Consider the following 23,091-nt stretch of genomic DNA (forward strand, 5'->3'; position numbering starts at 1 on the left):
GATATGAATGTCTATGAAACCGACGAACTACTCGGGCAGTACCTGGGGTTTCATTTTGGTGAAAGCCACTTTGGGGTAGGAAATTATCCCGCCCGCTGCGCCGGTATCTGCCAGGAATTGGTGGCGGGCCGGGATAAACGGCGAGCGTTGGACCTGGGGTGTGCGGTTGGCCGCACGGCCTTTGAGCTAGGCCGGGTCTTTGATGGTGTGGTGGGGGTGGACCTTTCCCGCCGGTTCATCGACGCGGCCACCACCCTTCAGAAAACCGGCGAGATTGATTATTTTCGCCGCGACGAAGGGGAGCTTGGCGAGCGCGTAACGGTGAGCCTGACTGCCCTGGGGCTCGACCGGGCGACTGAAAAAGTATCATTTTCCACCGGCGACGCCAGCAACCTGGGGCCGGAACATGTGGATTATGACCTGGTCTTCGCCGGCAATCTGATCGACCGCCTTCAGGATCCGGGCGCCTTTCTGGAAAGCATCCATCGACGCCTGGCTCTGGGTGGCACCCTGGTGATCAGCTCGCCCTATACCTTGATGGATGAATTCACCCCAATTGCCAACTGGATTGGCGGATACGAACGCAATGGCCAGCCCTATACGGTCTATCAAGGTATGAAAGAAATACTCTCGCACCATTTTGAAGAGATACAGTCGCCCAGGGATGTGCCGTTTGTCATTCGGGAAACCCGACGTAAATTTCAGCACACCATTGCGGAGCTCAGCGCCTGGCGTCGAACCCGGTGATCAGTCCCGACGGGTAAAAAATGCCGTCTGGGTAGGGTGCCCAACGTCGGGCACGTAGTCTCCAATACCTCCAAATCGCACGTCATAGCCATTGCGCTCGGCCACGCCACGGGCCCAGCGCTGGAACTTGGGTCTGTCCCACTCGAATTTGTGGTCTTCCTCGCGGAATTCACCCGGCGCCAGGTCGAACAGGGGGTTGTACTCCCGATTTGGCGTGGTCATGAACAGATACCCTGGCCGGTATTCCCCGAACACCGCGCGTTCCACCCTCGACAGCTGCTCGGGCCGGACATGTTCAATGGTTTCCACCATGGCGGCCGCATCGTAGCCGGTCAGGGCCGGGTTGCTCTCGGCGTAGGAGCCCCGGATCAGTCGGATTCTGGCGTTCTCTTCGCGCAGGTATTCAGCGAGCACGGCACGGGCCTGCTGTAGAGACACGCCGGAATCCTCAAGGCCGGTTATACTCTCGAACTGTGGGTCGGCAAGCATGCGGTAGAGCAGGGAGCCGGAACCACAACCCAGGTCGAGTACACGCCTTGCCCCGGTCGACTTCAGGGTACGCAATACGAAATCCAGACGCTCCTCGTGGAGGGAGGTCATCTGGGTCATCATGCCGTTTTCCGGAACCTTGAGTTCGTGCATCAGGCTTTAGCGTTCTCTGTCGGTGATGGTCCCTGGTGGTTGCGCTGCAACACCTGGCTTGCCAGCGCGACGCCGGTTTCACTCATGGTCAGGTAAGCCTCGTCCGCACCGGCTTCGCGAATTCGTTCTGCTTCGTCGGCGTACAGGGTATGCGCCACGATATAACCGGTGAACCCCTTTTTCCGAAGGTTTCTGGCGGCGATCAGTTTGCCTTCGATGTCGCCCATTGCAAGGATGACGGCTTCAACCGCCGGCATGTGCAGCCCTTGCCAGAAAGAGATGTCCTCCGCGTCACCAAAGACCACATTGCGTCCTTCCCTCTGGTGTTTTTCCACCTTTGCCGGATCGGAGTCAAGCGCCTTGATCAGTGGCTCCTCATGAGCAAGCTGGTCATAGGCGGCTGAGCCGGTACGGCCCATACCCATCACGAGTAATCTGGTGTTACCCAGGGAGATGGGTTGCTCGTCGGGGTGGCGCCGCTGGCTTTCGAAACGAGCCAGCCGAGCACTGAAGCGCTCATAGACCGCGTGGGAAAGCCGGTTCACGGGGGCGGACACCACGAAGGACAGCGCTACGGTGATGGCCAGCGGCACCAACCACTCCGGCAGGGCAACGCTGGCCACGATAAGGCCAAACTCACTGTAATTGGTCAGTGACAGGGCACTCAGGAAACTGCTGCGCGAGCGCAGGCGGAAGGCCAACAACAGGAAGAAAAACAGCACCCCTTTGAGGGGCACTACCAGCAGCGCTACGGCTGCAAATAGCAATGCCTCACCATCGGGCAGGCCGCCGATGCCAATCTGCAGGAAAAAGCCCACCAGGAACATTTCCTTTACGCTCCAAAGCGATTTGGTCAGCTCCTGGGCGCGAGGATGATTGGCCAGCATGGCACCCAACACCAGGGCACCAAGCTCCGAACTTAGCCCAACTGCTTCAAAGCCGAGCCCGCCAAGTACCAGGGCCAGCAGGAGACCGAGCAGAACCAGCAACTCATCGTGACCACTGGCGTCCAGAAGTTTGAACAGCAGTGGTCTTAGCAGGGGCAGGCCAAAGATGATAAACGCCCACTGGGAGGGCGTCTGGCCAGCGGCCAGGCTCATCACCACGAGGGCGATCAGATCCTGCATGATCAGGATTCCGATGGCGACGCGCCCATGGAAGGCCCTCAATTCACGCTTGGTTTCCAGCACCTTGGCGGCCAGCACGGTACTGGAAAAGGAAAGAGCGATGGCGAGCAGGAATGCGGTCTGCCACGTGAGCTCCATCAGCAGGTAGAGGCCGGGGGTAAACACCGCGCAGGTGATGCCAAAATGAAGCAGACTGCCGCCGATCACTTCAGGGCTGATGATGGAGCGCAGCTTCAGCTTCAGGCCAACGGTAAACAGCAGCAACAGGACACCCAGGTGGGCGATGTGCTCAAGAACATCGGTGGCTTCAATGGCGAGGCCGGTGGCGGCGGAGAGACCGCTCAGCAAGAATCCCGCTGCCAGGTATCCTACCAAAGGCGGCAGACCAACCGCTTTGACCATCAGGCCAAGGACAAAGGCAAAGGATATCCATAGTGCTTCGGGCATGGGTCACTTCACGGTTTAGAAACGAGGCTCTGGCAAGGCTACCGTGTTTCCGTCGGGCCGTGTAGTCAAAACTGACTTGTCGTGTGAGTTACGACGCGTTGGTGGTTGGGAGAAACTCGCGGAACAAGCGTGCGGACTCTTCCGGCACTTCGACCATGGGGGCGTGGCCGACGCCTTCCAGAAGCACCTTGCGGGCATCGGGGATTCGCTCGACGAACACATCAGCGTTGCGATAATTGATCACCCGGTCTTCCATGCCCCAGACCACCAGAACCGGTGCCTGGATGCGGGTGATGGCATTGCGGAAGTCATCCTCGTAACCGGTATCCCGGATGGCATCGAAAATCACTTCGTTGACGCGGAGGTTGGCAATGGCCTTCTCTTCCATGACATCGTAAATGGGCCAGGGCACGAAGGGTTTCTTTTCCAGCGCAAAATCAACCAGGCGCTTAAAGTCGCCCTCCTGGGAGGGAATCAGCGGATTGTTACCGTCCATGACCAGGCTGACCAGTTCGCTGTCGTACTCGAAAATACCTGCAGGATCAAAGAGGATGGCGGTGCGGATCTGGTCCGGGTAGGTTGCTGCGTAGAGAGCGGTGATGGCGCCACCCATGGAGTTGCCCATCATGTGTGCCCTCTGGATGCCCAGAGCATCAAGAATCCTCGACAGGTGCTCGACCTGGTCCTCGAATCGATATCCCAGGTCCAGCTCCTTGCTGCTGTCACCATGGCCGGGCAGGTCGATGGCATAGACGTTGAACTCGTCCGTCAACTCCCGCGCCAGCCGGGTCCAGTTGTCCTTGTTGGCGCCAAAGCCATGGACGAGCACAATCGTGTCACCGTCCACCGGCTCTGCATTGCTCAGGTAGGCAATGGTCATCTCACCAACGGTGACACTGGATTCTTCCAGCCCGGCACTGGAGCGTTCCCAGCCAATGGCGTTGTCATACAGGGCCTGGCGGGAACAGGCACTGATCATCAGAGTGCCGATCAGCAACGCGATCACGATAGCAATGGGTCTGGCGTTCATCCAGGGAAGGCTCCTTGCGGAAAAGATTCAAACGTCCGTTTACATAAACGCTTACACTACCCCAAAAAAAGACCCGGTCAAGGATCGGGTCGAGGGATTACCGCATTCGGACTGGGGATCGAGGTAGGTGTTTGTGAAATCTATCAAAGCATCTACTCTAATTACCGTTTTCCAGTAACAATCGTTATGAGGTTGCCATGAAGCCCAGATTCAGTCTGGTTGGCCGTTATTCGTTTATTTCCCTGGCCCTGATGATTGGCTCTGTCGCGGTGCTCAGTGCGCTCTATACCGCAGTGTCGGACTCAGTAAACGAACGGCTCGCCGGTGAGCGTCTTGAAGCCCAGGTAGTCGGTAACGCTAACCGACTGACCAATTTCATTGAAAATCGGGTTTATCAACTGGAAACGTTGTCTACCCACCCTTCCATGCCTTTATATCTGACATTCAGCGAGGCGGTTCCCGAGGGTGTCAAAGAGTTGGTGCGGGTAGAGGCTGACTCGCCGGATCTTTATGGCATCCTGTTTTTTGACAGTGGCAACAACCTGTTGGAAGTGGTTCCGGGTCAGGCGGCTTCCGGAAGTCCTTACTGGAGCCGTGAAGGCTGGTCTCTGGCGGGGCTACCGGTCATTGATTTTGGAATCAGTGAAATCATTGGTCCATCGCTACCGGATAACGGCGGCCCGGCGTGGCTGCTCATCCGCCAGCCGCTGCGAGCCGGGACAGAGCAGGCCGTGCAGGGTGCAGTTGGCCTGCATGTGCGGCTGGCATCGCTGACAGAACTGATGCGAACAGAAAACCTGGCTGGAGTGTTGCAACCGTTCTTGCGCACGCCGACTGGTGAGCTACTGGATGCCACGGGTAACCTTCAGACAACGGTACCCAATGACCTTCGTAGCGGCCCGGAAGTGTTGCCCGGATGGCGTATAGATTATGTGGTCGCTGCCGGCGAGATCCTGAGTCCGCTGCGCACCGCCCAGCTGGGACTATACGCCTTGGCCGGCGTGTTGGTGCTGGGAACGGTTATTCTGTTTTGGGCACTTGCCCGGAGCCTGCGCCGCCGTGTGGCCCGGTTGACGGAGGGGGCGGAGGCCTTTGCTTCAGGTGATCTGCATTTTCGCTTGCAGGCTCCGAGGAACGATAAGGACGAGATTGACGTTTTGGCGCACGCCTTCAACGCGATGGCAGACCGCCTGCAGGAAATGATCGCGCGCACTGTACAGGCAGAAAAAATGGCCGTGCTCGGGGAGTTTGCGACGGGCGTGGCCCATGAAGTGCGGAACCCGTTGGCCACGATCAAATTGACGGTTCAGGCATTGGAGAAGCATGAGCCAGACAAACAGCGCAGGGAGCTGCTGGTTTCCGTCGAGGATGAAATCGATCGGCTTAATCGTGTGGTTGGAGACTTGCTGGATTATGGCCGCCCGGTGCCGGGCGAACCCCAACAGGTGGATATCCGCAGAATTTTCCGCCACGCTTCGGTGCTGACCTCTGGGCTGGCAGACAGTCGCCAGGTAACGGTCAGTGCCACTGGCGATTCCAGCTTGACGATCCATGCCAGTCCGGACCAGGTCATTCAATGCCTCGTCAATCTTGTGGCCAATGCGGTTCAGGCATGCAAGCCTGGAGGGATGGTGCACCTCCGGGCCTATCGTAGTAGTAGCTGCCTGACGGTGGAGATCGCCGATAACGGTTGTGGCATGTCCGAAGATACCCTTAACCGCGTGACAGAGCCTTTCTTTACCACTCGTTCCGACGGCACGGGGCTCGGCCTGAGTATCACCCGTCAGCTTGTTGAACTGAATGGCGGCGAGATGCATCTTCGCAGTCTGCCCGGGCAGGGAACAACGGTATCTGTCACCTTGCCCGCTGGAAAGAGTGGTAACCTGATAACAGACCAATAATAAAGAGAGTTCGTGAAAGCCATTATGCGCCTGAACATCCTGATCGTTGATGATGAAAAGAGTTTCGTGCGGTCTTTGACCTTTGCGCTTCAGGAAGCCGGTTATAGCGCCAGCTGCGCCCATACAGGTGAAGATGCTCTGGCAACCCTTGAGCGGGAATTGCCCGACCTGGTGTTGCTGGACCTGCGGTTACCAGGCATGAGTGGCATGGATGTCCTGAATGAAACGGCCCGTCTGTATCCGGAACTGCCGGTGGTGATGATTTCGGCCCACGGTGATACGCGGGCAGCTGTGCAGGCGGTAAAAGCCGGCGCTACGGATTACCTGACCAAGCCCTTCGCTCTGGATGAACTGCTTCACCTGATTGATTCGGTGACTGAACGGACCCGGTTGCGGGATGAACTGGCCTACCATCGCAACAGGGCGGCTTCATCCTCCGGTTTGATGGGTGACAGCGACACCATGCGGGCGCTCTGGCAGAAGGTGCAACGGGTATCGGCAAGTAGCGCTGGCAGAATTCTGTTGTTGGGGGAGTCCGGCACGGGTAAGGCTCTGGTGGCCCGAGCCATTCACGAACAGAGTAGCCGTTCCTCCGGCGCCTTCGTGGAGATAAACTGCGCGGCGCTGCCTGAGCAACTGATCGAGGCGGAACTCTTCGGAGCTGAGAAAGGGGCCTATACAGGCGCTCACCAGAAGCGGGCTGGTTTGGTGGCTCTGGCGCACGACGGTACCTTGTTTCTGGATGAAATTGGTGAGCTGCCCCTCACCCTGCAGGCCAAATTCCTGCATTTCCTGGAAAATGGTGACTATCGCCCGATGGGTGGTGGTGCCAGTGCTACCGCAGATGCCCGGGTTATTGCCGCGACCAATCGGTCGCTGGAAGCGGAGGTCCGCAACGGGCACTTCCGGGAGGATCTGTATTTCCGACTGAATGTCATCGAGCTGACGATTCCACCACTGCGGGACCGGGGCGATGATGTTCGCGAGCTACTGGACATGTTCATCGAATCCCAGGCTGGGGAAGAGGGCTGCCGACCTATCACTATTCTGCCGGAAACGCTGGCCTGCTTAACTTCCTACAGCTGGCCGGGCAACGTGCGGGAGCTGCGTAACCTGGTGGAACGGCTGACCATTCTCTATCCGGGTCAGCTGATTCGTCTCCATCAACTGCCTGCGGAGTTTTTTGCCACCCACAACCCAACCCCATCTGTCGATCAGGAGTCCGGCGATGCTTCCCTTGATCGGCATTTGCAGGACACTGAGCGCCAGCTGTTACTGAACGCTCTGAAGAAAACCGGCGGTCGCAAAGGGAAAGCTGCTGAACATCTGGGGCTATCCCGGCACGCATTCAAACGTCGTTTGCAGCGATTGGGGCTAGGGTGATGGGCGAAATCCGCTCACTCTGATCGACCTCAGTGAGCGAATTCCGCTCACACTTCCTTATTTTATCCGCACCATGATCGTCGAGGCCTGTCAGGCCAGGCTCCAGCCCCGTTTCGGTGCATTGGCCCTACTTTTGCTACCTATCTGGATAACTGGTTTACAACAATAATCCAAAACCACACGCCGGATACGACCGGCGCGGGAGGCTGACTTGTCGGGACTGACTACCCGCCCGGATCAGACAGTACCGTCCATAAAGTCCCGTTTCTGGCCATGTCGACGATGGCGACTCCGGATAGCGGTGATTGGTCTGCTGGCCGGTAGTGGGGCTCTTGCCGATATGCCTGCCCAACCATCGGCTCCGACGGTGGGGCGGGTAGAGCTGGGGGCTGATCATACCGGTGCCAACGCAACCGTCGCCTGTATGTACCCGATGACTGGCCGTTCCTCCAGCTTCGGTCGAGACAGCATTGTCGCTATCCAGCTTGCCCTTGAGGAACTCTCTTCCGATCCCGATGCACCTCGTCTGAGGGTCATTGTGGACGATTCCCGATCCAAAGCCTCCTTCGCCGTGCGCATGGCTGAAGATTTTATTGAACAGGATAACGCCAATATCCTCTGTGGCATGGTCAGCTCTGGTGTGGGTATGGCGGTCAGTCGGCTGGCAAAGCGGCGCAAGACCATTATGGTGGGAACCGATCATGCGTCTTCCCGGGCTTCCCTTGAAGAAGGTCATCGCTATTATTTCCGGGTGTCGAGTGACACCTGGTATTCACACGCCGCCGGTGCTCGCTATCTCAAAGAACTGCAGGACAAAACTGGGTGGCAGAAACTGGCATTCCTGGGGCCGGACTATGAATATGGCCGGGTTGCCTGGCGTGACCTCCGGCAAGCCCTGGAGCAGAACGATGTCCAGTTTGAGGAAACTGGTACTTACTGGCCCAAACTTTACGAGCCCGACTACTCACTTTATATACAGGCATTACTGGAGTCGCCCCCGGATGTGCTGGTGGTTTCCCTCTGGGGCGGTGATTTCATTGCCTTTCTGGAGCAGGCGCGCACCACACAGTTGTTCAGCCGCATGCGTGTGGCCAGTTTCGATGCCGGCGGTGATTACGAAACCCTGGTCAGCCTGGAGGATGATCCACCGGAAGGGTTGATTCTCTCTGCCCGTCATCACGTTAACTGGCCTCCAACAGAGCGCAACCGGCAGTTTGTAAACCGCTTTCATAAACTCTCCGGTCGATATCCGAGCTATTCCGCCCAAGGGGCCTACGCCGGCATGTTGACCATCGCTCGTGCAATTCGCATGGCCGGTGATGTTACCGATACTGACGCCATGATTGAGGCTTTGGAAGGACTTGAGATTCCCTTGCCCAAAGATCCGGAGGGTTACGTGTCCTATATCGATCCGGACACCCACCAGATTGTTCAGGCTCAGGCTATCGGGACCCCGGTGGCCAACGATCAATATCCACCTGCCCGGGTCATGCTGGGTAACTGGGTGGTTTATGACGCTGAATCCCTGAAACCGTCCCCCGCTTTGGTGAAAAAGCGACGCGGTAAATCCGGCGGCTGATCCTGAGCGATAGCCGTCAAAGCCAGAGAAGGTAAAACAAAAACACAACCTGAAGTACGACGTACAACAACAATGAAGGAGCACACAATGAAAAAGTCCAATCAACGTCCCGTCGGGCGAAAGATGCTTCTGGGCACGGTTACCTCCGTGGCCATGGCCTCGGTTGGTGTGATGGGTATGGCGGCTACCGCCAGTGCCGAGGATACCTTCAAGGTCGGGTTTGTGACCTTCCTGTCTGGTGGTGCCTCGGGGCCGTTCGGGGTCCCTGCCGCCCAGGGTGCGGAGATCGTCATCAAGGCCATCAATGAAGGCAGCCTGCCAGCCCCCTATAACACAAAGGGCGTCAATGGCCTGACGCTGGAGTCCGTGGTTGTCGATGAGGCCGGTGGCCCGACCAAGCAGGTTGAAGAGTATCGGAACCTGGTTCAGCGCCAGGACGTCGACGCGGTGATCGGTTACATCTCGTCGGGCGACTGTCTGGCGATTGGCCCGGTGGCCGAAGAAATGAAGATGTTCACCATCGCCTTCGACTGCGGCACCTCACGCCTGTTCCAGGAGTTGGAGGATCCTCAGTACATGTTCCGTACCGGCCTTGACGCAGTTGCGGATAACGTGGGGGCTGCCCGTTACCTGGCCGAAACGCGTCCGGATGCCGTGCGCATTGCCGGTATTCAGCAGAACTACGCCTGGGGCCAGGATTCATGGCAGGATTTCACCCTGGCCATGGAGCAGCTGATGCCGGAAGCCAACATCGTGAATAATCAGACGCCGCAGATCTTTCAGGGCAGTTACAGCACCGAGATTTCAGCGCTTCAGACCCAGCGTCCGGATATTGTCCACTCCTCCATGTGGGGCGGGGATATGGAGTCCTTCACTGCTCAGGCGAATGCTCGCGGTCTGCTGGAGCAAGCAACGGCAATTCTGACTACCGGGGAATCCGGCCTGCATCGTTTTGACGGACAGGCACCCAATGGCACGATTCTGGGTGGTCGCGGTCCTTTCGGTGGTTTTATGCCGGAAAACGACCTCAGTGAATGGTTCGCCAAAACCTATGAAGCTGAGCACGGCACCCCACCAAGCTACCCTGCATCCAAGGCAGCCCAGGCCCTCCTGGCGTTGAAATTCGCCGCCGATAATTCCGGCGTTGACGGTGTCCCCAGTCCGGAACAGCTGGCACAGGCGCTGAAAGGTGCTGAGTTTGATTCCGTGAGTGGTACTGTTCGCATGGCCCTGGCCGGTGGTCATCAGGCCTTACAGCCCATGCTTTATGGTGAATACCGTTACGAAAATGGCAAGGCTGAACTGCGCAATGTCCGGTCCTATCCGGGCGAGTGTGTGTCTGCACCGGATGGGTACAACGCCCAGCAATGGATTAAGGAAGGCTTCCCGGGAGCCGACTGTAACTGATTCATTGAACAACCACCGGCAGCCGGAAGGTTGCCGGTGGTCCGATAACGGGAGAGCACACTGATGTTAACGGTCTGGGCGATATTGATTGACGGTTTCATCTACGCGTCTTGGTTGTTTCTGGTAGCTGCAGGCCTGACGGTCATATATGGCGTCATGAGAATTCTGAACATGGCTCACGGTAGCCTTTATGCCCTTGGTGCCTATGCCTCCGCGTCTGCGTTGGGCTGGTATTACGCCGGCGGTGGGGACCAGTTGATCCTGGCCTTTGCCATCATCGCGGTTTCTGCGGTACTGATCGGGGCGCTGACCGGGCTGGCGATTGAACGAGGTCTGTTGAGGCTGATGTATGGCCGCGATGAGATCCTGATGCTGATTGTTACCTTCGCCGTCCTGCTGATTCTTGAAGACGTCATGAAGTTGATCTGGGGAACAACGCCCTATTTTGTTTACCAACCATACGCGGCCATGGGCCGTATCAACATTGATGTACTGACCGTGTCAGGTTATGACCTGATGGTACTGGCGGTATCCGTGGTGATTGGCGTGGGGTTGTGGTTCTGGTTGGAGCGCACGAAGGTCGGCAAGGTCCTGCGTTCTATAATCCACGACCGGGAAGTGTCCGAAGCCATGGGCGTTAACGTACGCCGCATGTTCACCATCACCTTCATGATCGGGGCGACTCTGGGCGCCATCGCCGGTGGCATTACGGCTCCGATCATCTCCGTGGTACCTGGGATCGGGATCGAGGTGATTGTTCTGGCCTTTGCGGTTGTGGTGACCGGCGGCCTGGGCAGCATTACCGGCGCAGCGGTGGGCGCTGTCATTGTCGGCCTGGCGCGGGCGACATCGATTCACACCATGCCTGAGCTGGAGCTGTTCATCATATACGCGGTGATGGCGACAGTGTTGATCTTCCGACCCCATGGCCTGTTTGGTCAGGTGACTGCGAGGAAAATCTGATGACGTTGGAAAGAACCGAAATCTCCCTGATTGGAGCCGCTGTCGCCATTGCCCTGTTGTCGCTGGTGGTGCCGAATTGGCTTGTGTTCACTAGTACTCTGGCCATTTCAACCGCCCTGGTGGTTATGGGTGTTGTCATGCTTATGCGAGCGGGGCTGGTGTCGTTTGGTCAGGGGTTGTTTTATTGCCTTGGCGGTTACTCCGTTGGCCTGGGTGGTCGTTACCTGGGTCTGACGGATGCCTTGCTGATGGTTGTCCTGGGCATCGCGGTGACGGTTGGCGTCGCCATGATTCTCGGGCTGCTTGTCACGCGCTATCGGGAAATATTCTTCGCTATGCTGTCCCTGGCCTTTTCGATGATTCTTTACGGGATTCTGGTGAAAAGTCACGGACTGGGAAGCACGGACGGTTTCGGCGTGGTGGACTGGACCATTCTTGGCTTCACGCCTGGCTCGGGTGACAGCAGTGCCAGGACCGCCTTGCTGCTGGCGATTGGGCTGGCGCTGGCGATTGCGTTGTTCCTCAATCGTTATTTCCGGTCCAGCCTGGGTCTCGCCTGTGAGGCCATCCGGGAGAATGAAGTCCGAGTAGAGTACATGGGGGTATCGCGCAAGCAGGTGCTCTACATTAACTACGTGATTGCTGCGGCCGTCGGCTCCGTGGGCGGATCAATGACCGCATTAGCTGCGGGGCATGTGGATCCGACCATGGCCTACTGGACCATCTCCGGCGAGTTCGTGTTCATTGCCCTCCTCGGGGGCACCGGGCATGTTGCGGCTCCTTTTATCGCCGCCCTGATCTTCACGCTGGTCAGAACCTATGCCATTGAACTGGCGCCCAATGCCTGGCAAATGATTCTGGGTATCGTGCTGTTGATGATCATCCTGTTTCTGCCCAAAGGAATCTGGAGCCTGTTTTCCAGCAAGAAAGGGGTGGCTTCATGACCGAGATTCTGAAAACCACTGGGCTGTCCCGTTATTTTGGCGCGGTGACTGCTGCTGAAGATATCAATGTAACCATTACCGAAGGTGAGATCGTCGGGGTTATTGGTTCAAACGGCGCCGGCAAGACCACCTTCATCAATATGGTGACCGGTTACCTACCTCCGTCCGACGGCACCATTGCATTTGCGGGTAAGGCCATTAAGGGGCTGGGGCCCCGCAAGTTGATGAGAAAGGGATTGACCCGGTCATTCCAGATTCCACAGCTGTTTCTGGAGCTTCCGGTTATCGACAACCTGGCCGTTGCTCTGGCGGCGGCTGACCAACAACAATTCCAGATGATCCGGCCGGTGCGCACATCGAAACGCCTACAGGCGGCTGAGGAGATTCTGGACCAGATGAACATCGCCCAATACCGCGATGAAATGGTGACTGCCATGCCCCAGGGCGCACGCAAACTGCTGGATATTGCCATTGCCATGTTAGGAAGTCCGCGAATGCTGCTGCTGGATGAGCCCACCAGCGGTGTCAGCATGGAAGAAAAATACACCCTGATGGACACCGTGATGGAGGCGGTTCGCCAACGCGGCTTGACGGTACTGTTTGTCGAACATGACATGGAAATCGTACAGCGCTACGTGACACGTGTATTGGCCTTCGCCAGCGGTATTGTGATCAAGGATGGTCCAGTAGACGAGGTGCTGGCAGATGAAACAGTCCAGGAACTGGTGACCGGCAAACGGAAGAAGCCCAATACCGTAGGAGACGCCTGACATGAGCCTTGAAATTGCCAATCTTGACGTTTCCATTGAGGGCATCGGCATCCTCCATGAGGTCAACCTGAGCGTCCCGCAGGGCCAGATGGCCGGCCTGATTGGCCATAATGGCGCCGGCAAGACCACGCTGATCCGCGCCATTATGGGCCTATTACCCTCGACAGTAGGGTCTATCGTCTTCAAGGGTGAGGACATCAGCAAACTGCCAGCCCATCGCCGCGCCAGTCTTCGCATCAGTTACATGCCGGAGGACCGGAGGCTAATACCGGAGCTGACGGTGTCCGAGAACATGCTCATGCCGGCCTGGACGAATAACATCAAGGATGGTGAGGAACGACTGAAGTGGGTGTATTCGCTGATGCCCGAAATTGCCGACTTTGGTGAACGCAAGGCACTGCAGCTGTCCGGCGGCCAGCAGAAGCTGGTGGCGTTAGGTCGGGCGTTGATTCCGGGCAGGGAACTGATTCTGTTGGATGAACCGTTCGAAGGGGTCGCACCGGTATTGGCGCGGCGTTTGTCAGAGGTCATTGCCGATCTGCGGGCCGAAGGCCTGACGGTGCTGATTGCGGAATCCGATGACAGCCATTCCGCGGATATGGTGGACACGACATGGCGCATTGAACGCGGATCCGTATCCGCCGGTCGAAAGGATCCGTCTGCATCGCCAGCTTGACCAAAGAATAACAGCCGATTGAGGGAATTTTCTATGAAAGTTCGCGCAGCAGTTTTGCAAGCTATCGGGGTGGGGCGGCCATACCAGGACACTAGGCCCCTGGTGATTGAGGAACTGGAACTGGCCCCTCCCAGTGACAATGAGGTGCTGATCCAGATCAAGGCCGCTGGTCTTTGCCATTCCGATCTTTCCGTGATTGATGGTAATCGCCCCCGTCCTGTGCCCATGGCTCTCGGCCACGAAGCGGCCGGCATCGTAAAGGCGGTCGGCAAGGGTGTTCGTGACCTGAAAGTGGGCGACCATGTGGTGGCAGTGTTCGTGCCCAGTTGCGGTCACTGCGTGCCCTGTGCGGAAGGGCGCCCGGCGCTGTGTGAGCCTGCGGCGAAAACCAATAACGTCGGCACTTTGGTCAGTGGTGAGCACCGGCTGCACCGTGCCGACGGTACCCCAGTGAACCATCATCTGGGAGTGTCCGCCTTTGCCGACCACGCGGTTGTTTCCCGGGATTCGCTGGTCAAGATCGACCCGGATTTGCCCCTGCACCACGCCGCGTTGTTTGGTTGCGCTGTGCTGACGGGCGTGGGCGCTGCTATCAACTCAGCCGATATCAAGGCAGGCCAGACCGTCGCGGTGATCGGTCTTGGTGGTGTCGGCCTGAACAGTGTTTTGGGAGCCTTGGTTGCTGGTGCTGGCGCGGTGATTGCCATTGATCTGGATGACAACAAGCTGGCGCTGGCCAGTGAGCTGGGGGCAACCCACGCTTTCAACTCCCGCGAAGAAGACTGTATCGACAGGGTCAAGGCGCTCACTAGTGGCGGTGTCGACTGCGCCATTGAAATGGCCGGTTCCGAAAAGGCCCTGGAATTTGCCTACCAGATCACTCGCCGTGGCGGAACCACGGTTACCGGTGGCCTGGCTAATCCTGAAAAGAAAGTGGCTATCCAGCAGGTCAGCCTGGTGGCGGAGGAACGCACCCTCAAAGGGAGTTATGTCGGCAGCTGTGTGCCGGTGCGCGACGTTGCCCGCTATGTTGCCCTATTCCGTCAAGGCAAACTGCCGGTGGACAAATTGCTCAGTGACACTCTGACGCTGGATGAGATCAACGAAGGGTTTGAGAGGCTTGCTTCCGGCAAGGCCGTTCGGCAGGTCGTGTTGTTTGACTCCGTTGTGAAGGAGCGCCAATCAATTCTCTGACCAGTTTGTGTCCGGAGGCATGGTATGTCTGTAAATCTGACGAAGTAGGAACTTATACGGAATAGCGGATTCCAACGGCAATTGGATTCAGAGCAGACCTGTTTTCAAAAGCCCTCCAAAAGCGGGGTGTCAGTGATTTTTGGAGGACCATCCGGGTTTATTTTTTATGGGCGTTTTCTCGCGCAATGGCGCGATACGCAATGTCCTTGCGATAGAAGGCGCCGTCCCATGAAATGCGCGAAGCCACCTCGTAGGCGCGCTTCTGTGCCTCAGTGACAGTATTGCCCAGGGCCGTGGCGCACAGCACTCGTCCACCGTTGGTGGCCACCTGCTCCCCGTTCAAACGGGTACCGGCGTGGAAGACCTTCTCGCCCTCGGTTTCCGATTCCGGTAGCCCGGATATGACGTCGCCCTTGTTGTAACTGCCAGGATAGCCGCCTGCGGCCAGCACGATGCCCACGGAAGCGCGTTCGTCCCAGTCTGAGGGGCACTGGTCAAGCTTGCCGTCAATGGCATTATCGCAGAGTTGCACCAGATCCGATTTCATCCGCAGCATGATGGGCTGGGTTTCCGGATCGCCAAAGCGGCAGTTGAATTCGATGACTTTGGGGACGCCTTCGCCATCGATCATCAGACCGGCGTACAGGAAACCTTTGTAGGGATGGCCTTCCGCCGCCATGCCGCGAACGGTGGGATAGATTACTTCGTCCATGATTCGCTTATGGACATCCTGAGTGACCACAGGAGCCGGGGAGTAGGCCCCCATGCCACCGGTATTCGGACCGGTGTCACCGTCGCCCACACGCTTATGGTCCTGGGAGGTCGCCATGGGTAATACGTGCTCGCCATCTACCATGACGATAAAGCTGGCTTCTTCGCCATCCAGGAATTCCTCAACCACGACGCGGTTGCCTGCATCACCAAAGGCGTTACCGGCCAGCATGTCGCGGATGGCGTCTTCCGCCTCCTTCAGCGTCATGGCAACAATCACGCCTTTGCCCGCAGCCAGGCCATCGGCTTTCACCACGATGGGTGCGCCCTGCTTGCGTACATAATCCAGTGCCTGGTCCACGTCGGTGAAATTGGCGTAGGCGGCGGTGGGAATGTTCTGGCGATCCAGAAAGTCCTTGGTGAAGGCCTTGGAGCCTTCCAGCTGTGCGGCACCGGCACTGGGGCCGAACACCCGCAAACCACGCTCTTCGAACAGGTCTACAATGCCATCAACCAGCGGCGCCTCGGGGCCGACAATGGTCAGGCCCACGTTATTGGCCGCGGCAAAGTCCGCCAGGCCGTTGAGATCCATCACGTCGATGTTGATGTTTTCCAGGCCGGGCTCGCCGGCGGTGCCGGCGTTGCCGGGGGCAACGAATACCCGATCCGCGTCCGGTGATTGAGCGGCTTTCCAGGCGAGGGCGTGTTCGCGACCGCCGGAGCCTATAACAAGAATATTCATGATCGGTTCCTGTGTGTCGGATTAGTGCCGGAAATGGCGCATGCCGGTAAACACCATGGCAATGCCGTGCTGGTTGGCAGCGTCGATCACTTCCTGGTCACGCATGGAGCCGCCCGGCTGGATCACGGCGGTAATGCCGGCTGCTGCGGCGGCGTCGATACCATCCCGGAAGGGGAAGAACGCATCGGACGCCATCACCGAGCCTTTTACCTCGAGGCCTTCATCGGCGGCTTTGATGCCGGCAATCTTGGCGCTGTAGACGCGGCTCATCTGGCCTGCGCCCACGCCGATGGTGCGGCCCGCCTTGGCATAGACAATGGCGTTGGACTTGACGTACTTGGCCACTTCCCAGGCGAAAAGCAGGTCGTTCAGCTCCTGTTCGGATGGTTCACGCTCGCTGACCACCTTGACGTCTTCCATGGCCACCATGCCCAGATCGCGGTCCTGAACCAGAAGGCCACCGGTGACGCGCTTATAGTCCATGGATTTGGCGCGCTCGCCATCAAATTCGCCGCTGGCCAGCAGGCGGACATTTTTCTTGGCGGCAATCAGTTCCAATGCCTCCGGCGCAATGGTTGGGGCAATGATCACTTCCACGAACTGGCGGTCAATGATGGCCTTGGCGGTTTCCGCGTTCTAGTTCTCGGTTAAAGGCAATGATGCCGCCAAACGCAGAGGTGGGGTCGGTGGCGAAGGCCAGGTCATAGGCCTGCAGGATATCGGCACCGATGGCCACACCGCAGGGGTTGGCGTGCTTGACGATCACGCAGGCGGGATCAGCGAAGGGCTTGACGCATTCCAGCGCAGCGTCGGTGTCGGCGACGTTGTTGTAGGACAGTTCCTTGCCCTGGAGCTGCTTGGCAGTAGCAATGCAGGCTTCCCTGGGATTGCGCTCGGTGTAGAAGGCTGCCCGCTGGTGGGGATTCTCTCCGTAGCGCATGTCCTGAACTTTCAGGAACTGGGTGTTGAAGGTGCGAGGGAAGTCGGCATTATCGTTGTCGGCAGTACGACCGCCGAGATAATTGGCGATAGCACCGTCATAGCCAGCGGTGTGCTCGAAGGCCTTCACGGCCAGGTCAAAGCGTGTGGTGTAGCTCAGCTCGCCGTCGTTGGCTTCCAACTCTTTCAGAACACGGCTGTAATCAGAGGCGTTCACCACAATGGCCACGTCGTTGTGATTCTTGGCTGCCGCGCGAACCATGGTAGGGCCGCCAATGTCGATGTTCTCAATGGCGGTGTCGAGGTCGCAGTCCGGTTTGGCGATGGCATCCTCAAATGGGTAGAGGTTTACAATCACCATGTCGATGGGATTGATGTTGTGCTCTGCCATCACCGCGTCGTCGGTGCTGCGACGCCCGAGGATACCGCCGTGGATTTTCGGGTGCAGGGTTTTGACCCGGCCATCCATCATTTCCGGAAAGCCGGTGTAGTCACTGACTTCGGTGACCGGTACCTGGTTTTCCTGCAGGAGGCGAAAGGTGCCACCGGTAGAAAGCAGTTCGATGCCGCGATCGGTCAGTGCACGGCCGAATTCAACGATACCGGTTTTATCAGACACGCTGATCAGCGCGCGACGGACGGGGGTATTAGCCTGATTTGCCATGAGTCACTTATTTCTGCTGGGTATGAACGAATGAAGGCCTCGCGAATGGTGTCCGGGAGGCCCTCGTTTCAATCGGGTAGCTGGATTATAGCAGACCGTACTGTTTGAGCTTCTTGCGCAGGGTGCCGCGGTTCAGGCCAAGCATGGTCGATGCCTTGGTCTGGTTGTTGCGGGTGTACTTCATCACCTGTTCGAGCAGCGGGGCCTCTACTTCTGACAACACCAGTTGGTAGACCTCAGTCACCGGGGCGCCATCAAGTTGGGCAAAATAGTTTTTAAGGGCAACTTCCACGCTGTCGCGCAGGGTAACCGTGTTGCCGCTGCTGTTCACCGTTTGCAACTGATGAATGTCATCGTTGGCGGGTGCTGTCAGGTTGTCTTTAGCCAAAGTCTCAGCGGTCATGCTGCGAATACCTCTCCATTTCGTAAGCCTGCAAAGTACTGTTGAATGCTGTCTTTCTGCGCCATCGCATCGTCAATGGCGTTGAAGCGTTTTCTGAACTGTTTGTCTTCGTCGTGGGACTGGAGGTACCAGCCCACGTGTTTCCTGGCAATGCGCACGCCCATGGTCTCGCCGTAAAAGCGGTGCAGGGCGTCCAGGTGTTCGCTCAATACCTGTTCCACCTCATCCACTGGCGGCTCCGCAAGGTACCTGCCGGTTTCCAGGAAATGCAGGATTTCCCGGAAAATCCAGGGCCGCCCCTGTGCTCCACGGCCGATCAGCAGCCCGTCAGCGCCGGTGAAGTTCAGTACATGTTGTGCCTGTTCCGGCGAGCTTATGTCGCCGTTGGCAAATACTGGAATACTCACTCGGGACTTCACGTCGGCGATCGTGTCGTATTCTGCCTCGCCCTTATAGGCATCGGCGCGGGTACGACCATGAATGGCCAGGGCCTGGATGCCAGCGTCTTCTGCCATGCGGGCAATCAGTGGCGCATTCCGATGTTCCCTGTCCCAGCCCGTGCGCATCTTCAGAGTCACCGGGATGTCCACGGCGGCCACGACCGCTTCCAGGATATCCCGCACCAGCGCCTCATCTTTCATCAGTGCTGAGCCGGCGGCCTTATTACACACCTTCTTGGCCGGGCACCCCATGTTGATGTCAATGATCTGGGCGCCGAACTCGGCATTCAGCCTGGCGGCGGTGGCCAGCATTTCAGGGTCGCCGCCGGCGATCTGTACAGAGCGGGGCTCGGGTTCACCCTCATGGTTCATGCGCGTTTGTGACTTCCGCGTATGCCACAGTTTGCTGTCCGCAATGACCATCTCGGATACGGCCAGCCCAGCGCCCATTCGCCGGCAGAGCAGGCGAAAAGGACGGTCTGTTACACCGGCCATAGGTGCAACAATCAACGGATTGGGCAGGGTATACGGCCCGATTTTTGCCGTTGGCAGCATGATCTGAATCCGTGTAACAGCGGGTTAAGCGAACGTCGGAAGTGAACGGCTGCTCAATAAGTAACCGATTCTGATCCGAAGGGCGGTAATGATACCGCTGGCAGAGATCCTATTGAAGGGGCGAAGCCATGAAAAAATTGATTATTTTTCGTCCTTTCTGGTTGACTTTCAGTCTATTCGGTGGCCGCCCCGGTTTTCTGTCGAGTGAGGACTTGCTTACTCCTGGTAGGCGCGGAAGGCGATATTGTAGTTCACGGCGTCCTTTCCCGGATCGCGGATGTTGATAACGATCCTGACCGGGGTATCGGTCGGCATCGCCTCAAGATCACGGCCGTCTCCCGCCAGGTACTCGTCCGGTGTGAACACACTCTGGGCGACCACATCACCATTCAGGTTGGAGAATGTCAGGGCGATGGCGGGGAATGGCTGTTCAAAAGCGGCCCGGTTGATGATGACGGCATCAACCACCAGTTGGCTGCGGTTTTCCGGGTTGGTCCGGACCACCAGTTTGCGGCTCTGGATGGCATCCACATTGATCAGCGGTTTCAGTTCGCACCCGGCGATCTCGCAGCCCTGCTCATAGAAGGGGCGCAGTTCCGGTATGGAAGACAGACGGTCGAACTGGAACCAGGTGACTTGCGCCACCAGGACGCCGATCAGTGCGAGGATGATCAGCGTCCATAGGGTCGTCCTCACGCGCCCCCGGCCATTGCCTGCCACGGAGACTGGCTCCCTGCGCAGGTTGCTGTAGGGGGAGCCGGCGACAAGAGGTTCGTTGTCGGTCACCGGGCCGGCGTCATAGTCGAAGGACGACGATCGGGGGTCATCGACGTAGAAACCATCGGCGTTGTCCACCGGTTCCAGGCTCAGGTCTTCGGGTTCCCGTGGTGTTGTTTCGGGCTCATCCCAAGCCTGTTCTTCAAATGGCTCGTTCTCGGGTGGTTCTGATTCCGGCTGTTCGAATTCCGCAGGTTCTTCTGGCGGCTCGGGTTCGACAGGGGCGGGCTTGGCCTTACGCTTGGTGTCGTCTTCTTCGGACAACATTGCCTCAGCCCAGCTTTCATCGATTTTTTCGTGGGTTTCGTCGTCACTGTCTGTCTCGAACGTGCCACCGCTGCGCTCGTCGACGGTGCGAAAGCTGTCGCTCAGTTCGTCGTCGGAGAAAGTCAGCCGAGTGCCAGCGTAAGGCCCCTCGGCCGCGTCTTCTTCCGGGTTGTCCGCAAAGATCAAGTCGTCATCTGATGTGAACCGCTGATCTGCCGGTGCATCCTGCTTTTCCGATTCGAATGGGCCGCTCGTCGCGCTGGCGTTTCCTGAAGGGCTCTCATTCATTTGGTGTTCGACGGCATTGAACACCGCCATGCAGTTGCCGCACCGCACTTTGCCGCTGGCTACGCTCAGCTGTGCGTCGGTGACCCGGAATCGGGTTTCACATTTTGGGCATCGTGTCTGCAGGCTGCTCTGGGTCATGCTTCTTTCCTGTAAGCGGCGTCGCTACGAGTCACGGAGTTTAGTTGGTTCGGAAGAGTTCGTCACCTGTCGTTGCGCCGTCCTGTGAGCCGTATCCACTCCTCGCGTTGTTCCGGCTCGTCCATGATGAACCAGGGCTCGTAGGCTTCCATGACCTCCCGGGCCTGGTTGGACAGTATGCCGGATAACACAATGTCGCCGCCCGGTTTTACCTTTGCTGCCAATCTGGGCGCCAGGCCGATTAATGGCTGGGCCAGTATATTGGCCATCATGATGTCCGCCATGGTATCGGGTTCATCCCCGGGCAGGAACAGGTCTAGCCGGTCTTCTTCAACCTCGTTGCGGCGCGCATTTTCCCGGCTGGCTTCCAGTGCCTGAGGATCTGTATCGACACCGATAACGTGGTCAGCATCCAGTAATAGGGCCGCAAGACCCAGTATGCCGGAGCCGCAGCCATAGTCGATCACTTGCCGTGAGGTCACGTCCTTACCATCAAGCCATTCCAGACACAGAGCCGTGGTGGGGTGGGTTCCGGTGCCAAAGGCCAGGCCGGGATCCAGCAGCAGGTTGGCGGCGTGGGGATCTGGAGCGTCGTGCCAACTGGGCACGATCCATAGCCGGTCACCGAAGCGCAGCGGCTTGAAGTCATCCATCCATTCGCGCTCCCAGTCCTTGTCTTCCACCAGGGTGACGTCGATGTCGGGCAGTGACTGTTGTGTCTGCTGGTGCCAGGCATCCTTAACGGAGGCGCAGAGCTCTTCGATATCACGATCGGACCCGAACAGACCAGTGACGCTGGTCTGGTGCCAGAGTGGTGTTGTACCCGGGTCGGGCTCGTACAGGGGCTGGTCTGCGGCATCTTCCATGGAGACGGCTTCAGCGCCCATCTCCATGAGCAGATCCTCAAGCTGGTCCGCGTTGTCCGGATCAGCTGGGATCTGTAGTTGTATCCAGGGCATGTGGGTGTCCTGTTTGGTAAACGAATCGACTGATCGGGTCAGTCCCGTATCAGTTTTTCCAGATAATGGATGGTGAAGTCTACCTGTTTAAAGCCGCCATCGCGCACCAGTTTCCTGTGCAGCGCCTGATTCGTCTTGATGCCCTCGACCACCAGTTCATCCAGCGCATTCTTCATGCGGCGGCGGGCGATCTCCCGATCGTCTCCCCAGGTAATCAGCTTGGCAACCATGGAATCGTAGAACGGGGGTACCGTATAACCGCTGTACAGATGAGAGTCGACCCGTACGCCGTTACCACCAGGCGCATGGAAGTGCTTGACCTTGCCCGGGCTGGGTACAAAGGTTTGCGGGTCCTCGGCGTTGATGCGGCATTCCAGCGCGTGGCCGGTAATCTTGATCTCGTCCTGGCTGTATTGCAGGGGTAGGCCACTGGCGATACGCAACTGCTCGCGAACGATATCGACACCGGTCACCATTTCCGACACCGGATGCTCCACCTGCACCCGTGTGTTCATCTCGATAAAGTAGAAAGCACCGTCCTGGTACAGGAACTCGAACGTGCCCGCACCCACGTAGCCGATCTCCTTACAGGCGTCGACACAGGCCTTCAGGGTTTTTGCCCGCGCTTCCGGGTCGATGTTCGGGGCGGGGGCCTCTTCCAGTACCTTCTGGTGCCGACGCTGCATGGAGCAGTCCCGGTCGCCCAGGTGGATGACGTTGCCGTGGGTGTCGGCCAGTACCTGGACCTCTACATGGCGGGGGCGCTCAAGGTATTTCTCAAGGTAGACCGTAGCATCGCCAAAGGAGTTCTTGGCTTCAGTTTGCGTAACCTGCACGCTCTTGAGCAAGGCTGCTTCGGAATGAACGACCTGCATGCCGCGGCCGCCGCCACCGGAAGCGGCTTTGATGATCACTGGGTAGCCGATTTTACGGGCAACTTCCAGAGTGCGGTTGTCGTCGTCCGTCAATGGGCCATCGGAGCCCGGCACGGTGGGGACGCCCGCCGCAATCATTGAGTTGATGGCGGAAACTTTGTTGCCCATCAGGCGAATGGTATCGGCTCTGGGGCCGATAAAGCGGAAGCCGCTCTTTTCGACCTGTTCAGCAAAATCCGCGTTTTCGGCAAGGAAGCCGTAACCGGGATGGATGCCGACGGAGTCTGTCACTTCGGCCGCACTGATAATAGTAGGGATGTTCAGGTAACTGTCTGCGGCACTGTTGGGGCCGATACAGACCGACTCGTCCGCCAGGCGAACATGCATGAGGTCGCGGTCGATCTGGGAGTGGACAGCCACGGTTTTGATGCCCAGCTCCTTGCAGGCGCGCAGGATGCGCAGGGCAATTTCGCCGCGATTTGCGATCAGGACTTTTTCTAACATAGCCATGAGAGTATCACCG

19 protein-coding genes and 1 pseudogene are annotated in these 23,091 nt (G+C 58.0%); 10 read left to right on the forward strand and 10 right to left on the reverse strand.

Annotated features, from left to right (window positions below):
• Positions 1–3 precede the first annotated feature (3 nt).
• Positions 4–747, forward strand: a complete 744-nt coding sequence (locus R1T46_RS06820) for a putative 4-mercaptohistidine N1-methyltransferase (RefSeq protein ID WP_317307788.1) — start codon at positions 4–6, stop codon at positions 745–747.
• Here the strand turns inward: R1T46_RS06820 and R1T46_RS06825 are convergent, their stop codons facing one another.
• From R1T46_RS06825 to R1T46_RS06835, 3 genes are all read right to left on the reverse strand, one after another.
• A complete protein-coding gene (locus tag R1T46_RS06825; protein ID WP_317307789.1) occupies positions 748–1,389 on the reverse strand; it encodes a methyltransferase domain-containing protein in 642 nt (213 codons plus the stop codon). It abuts the gene before it with no gap.
• A complete protein-coding gene (locus R1T46_RS06830) occupies positions 1,389–2,963 on the reverse strand; it encodes a cation:proton antiporter family protein (RefSeq protein ID WP_317307790.1) in 1,575 nt (524 codons plus the stop codon). Before R1T46_RS06830 ends, R1T46_RS06825 begins: the two co-directional genes overlap by 1 nt.
• Positions 2,964–3,051: 88 nt before the next feature.
• Positions 3,052–3,993, reverse strand: a complete 942-nt coding sequence (locus R1T46_RS06835) for an alpha/beta fold hydrolase (protein ID WP_317307791.1) — start codon at positions 3,991–3,993, stop codon at positions 3,052–3,054.
• Between the two features lie 197 nt (positions 3,994–4,190).
• Here R1T46_RS06835 and R1T46_RS06840 point away from each other — a divergent pair, with 197 nt between their 5' ends.
• From R1T46_RS06840 to R1T46_RS06880, 9 genes are all read left to right on the forward strand, one after another.
• A complete protein-coding gene (locus tag R1T46_RS06840) occupies positions 4,191–5,894 on the forward strand; it encodes a HAMP domain-containing sensor histidine kinase (RefSeq protein ID WP_317307792.1) in 1,704 nt (567 codons plus the stop codon).
• 12 nt (positions 5,895–5,906) lie between these two features.
• Positions 5,907–7,277: a sigma-54 dependent transcriptional regulator gene (locus tag R1T46_RS06845; RefSeq protein WP_317307793.1), complete on the forward strand. Its 1,371-nt coding sequence runs from the start codon at positions 5,907–5,909 to the stop codon at positions 7,275–7,277.
• 211 nt (positions 7,278–7,488) lie between these two features.
• A complete protein-coding gene (locus R1T46_RS06850) occupies positions 7,489–8,856 on the forward strand; it encodes an ABC transporter substrate-binding protein (protein WP_317307794.1) in 1,368 nt (455 codons plus the stop codon).
• Positions 8,857–8,943: 87 nt separating this feature from the next.
• A complete protein-coding gene (locus R1T46_RS06855; protein WP_317307795.1) occupies positions 8,944–10,263 on the forward strand; it encodes an ABC transporter substrate-binding protein in 1,320 nt (439 codons plus the stop codon).
• Between the two features lie 63 nt (positions 10,264–10,326).
• Positions 10,327–11,226 (forward strand): branched-chain amino acid ABC transporter permease, encoded by a 900-nt coding sequence (locus R1T46_RS06860; RefSeq protein ID WP_317307796.1) that lies wholly within the window; start codon positions 10,327–10,329, stop codon positions 11,224–11,226.
• Complete coding sequence (locus R1T46_RS06865) at positions 11,226–12,170, forward strand: branched-chain amino acid ABC transporter permease (protein ID WP_317307797.1); 945 nt, start codon at positions 11,226–11,228, stop codon at positions 12,168–12,170. The genes R1T46_RS06860 and R1T46_RS06865 overlap by 1 nt, the downstream gene beginning before the upstream one ends.
• Positions 12,167–12,940 (forward strand): ABC transporter ATP-binding protein, encoded by a 774-nt coding sequence (locus tag R1T46_RS06870; protein WP_317307798.1) that lies wholly within the window; start codon positions 12,167–12,169, stop codon positions 12,938–12,940. Before R1T46_RS06865 ends, R1T46_RS06870 begins: the two co-directional genes overlap by 4 nt.
• 1 nt (position 12,941) lies before the next feature.
• A complete protein-coding gene (locus R1T46_RS06875; RefSeq protein WP_317307799.1) occupies positions 12,942–13,616 on the forward strand; it encodes an ATP-binding cassette domain-containing protein in 675 nt (224 codons plus the stop codon).
• Positions 13,617–13,649: 33 nt separating this feature from the next.
• A complete protein-coding gene (locus R1T46_RS06880) occupies positions 13,650–14,810 on the forward strand; it encodes a zinc-dependent alcohol dehydrogenase family protein (RefSeq protein WP_317307800.1) in 1,161 nt (386 codons plus the stop codon).
• A 157-nt stretch (positions 14,811–14,967) separates the two neighbouring features.
• On the opposite strand, the gene purD is transcribed toward R1T46_RS06880, so the two are convergent.
• The 7 genes and pseudogenes from purD to accC all read right to left on the reverse strand — a co-directional run bounded on the left by purD (position 14,968) and on the right by accC (position 23,078).
• Complete coding sequence (gene purD / locus R1T46_RS06885) at positions 14,968–16,263, reverse strand: phosphoribosylamine--glycine ligase (RefSeq protein ID WP_317307801.1); 1,296 nt, start codon at positions 16,261–16,263, stop codon at positions 14,968–14,970.
• Between the two features lie 21 nt (positions 16,264–16,284).
• Positions 16,285–17,866, reverse strand: a pseudogene (purH, locus tag R1T46_RS06890) (bifunctional phosphoribosylaminoimidazolecarboxamide formyltransferase/IMP cyclohydrolase).
• Between the two features lie 85 nt (positions 17,867–17,951).
• Positions 17,952–18,269, reverse strand: coding sequence for a DNA-binding transcriptional regulator Fis (gene fis / locus R1T46_RS06895; RefSeq protein WP_317307802.1), 318 nt, complete (start codon positions 18,267–18,269; stop codon positions 17,952–17,954).
• A complete protein-coding gene (dusB, locus tag R1T46_RS06900) occupies positions 18,266–19,261 on the reverse strand; it encodes a tRNA dihydrouridine synthase DusB (protein WP_317308274.1) in 996 nt (331 codons plus the stop codon). The genes fis and dusB overlap by 4 nt, the downstream gene beginning before the upstream one ends.
• A gap of 219 nt (positions 19,262–19,480) precedes the next feature.
• A complete protein-coding gene (locus R1T46_RS06905) occupies positions 19,481–20,734 on the reverse strand; it encodes a DUF3426 domain-containing protein (RefSeq protein ID WP_317307803.1) in 1,254 nt (417 codons plus the stop codon).
• A gap of 62 nt (positions 20,735–20,796) precedes the next feature.
• Positions 20,797–21,693 (reverse strand): 50S ribosomal protein L11 methyltransferase, encoded by an 897-nt coding sequence (gene prmA / locus R1T46_RS06910; RefSeq protein ID WP_317307804.1) that lies wholly within the window; start codon positions 21,691–21,693, stop codon positions 20,797–20,799.
• 38 nt (positions 21,694–21,731) lie between these two features.
• Entirely contained in the window at positions 21,732–23,078 is a 1,347-nt protein-coding gene (gene accC, locus R1T46_RS06915) for an acetyl-CoA carboxylase biotin carboxylase subunit (protein ID WP_317307805.1), read from the reverse strand.
• Between the last annotated feature and the right edge of the window lie 13 nt (positions 23,079–23,091).

The organism is Marinobacter salarius, assembly GCF_032922745.1.
Taxonomy (GTDB): domain Bacteria; phylum Pseudomonadota; class Gammaproteobacteria; order Pseudomonadales; family Oleiphilaceae; genus Marinobacter.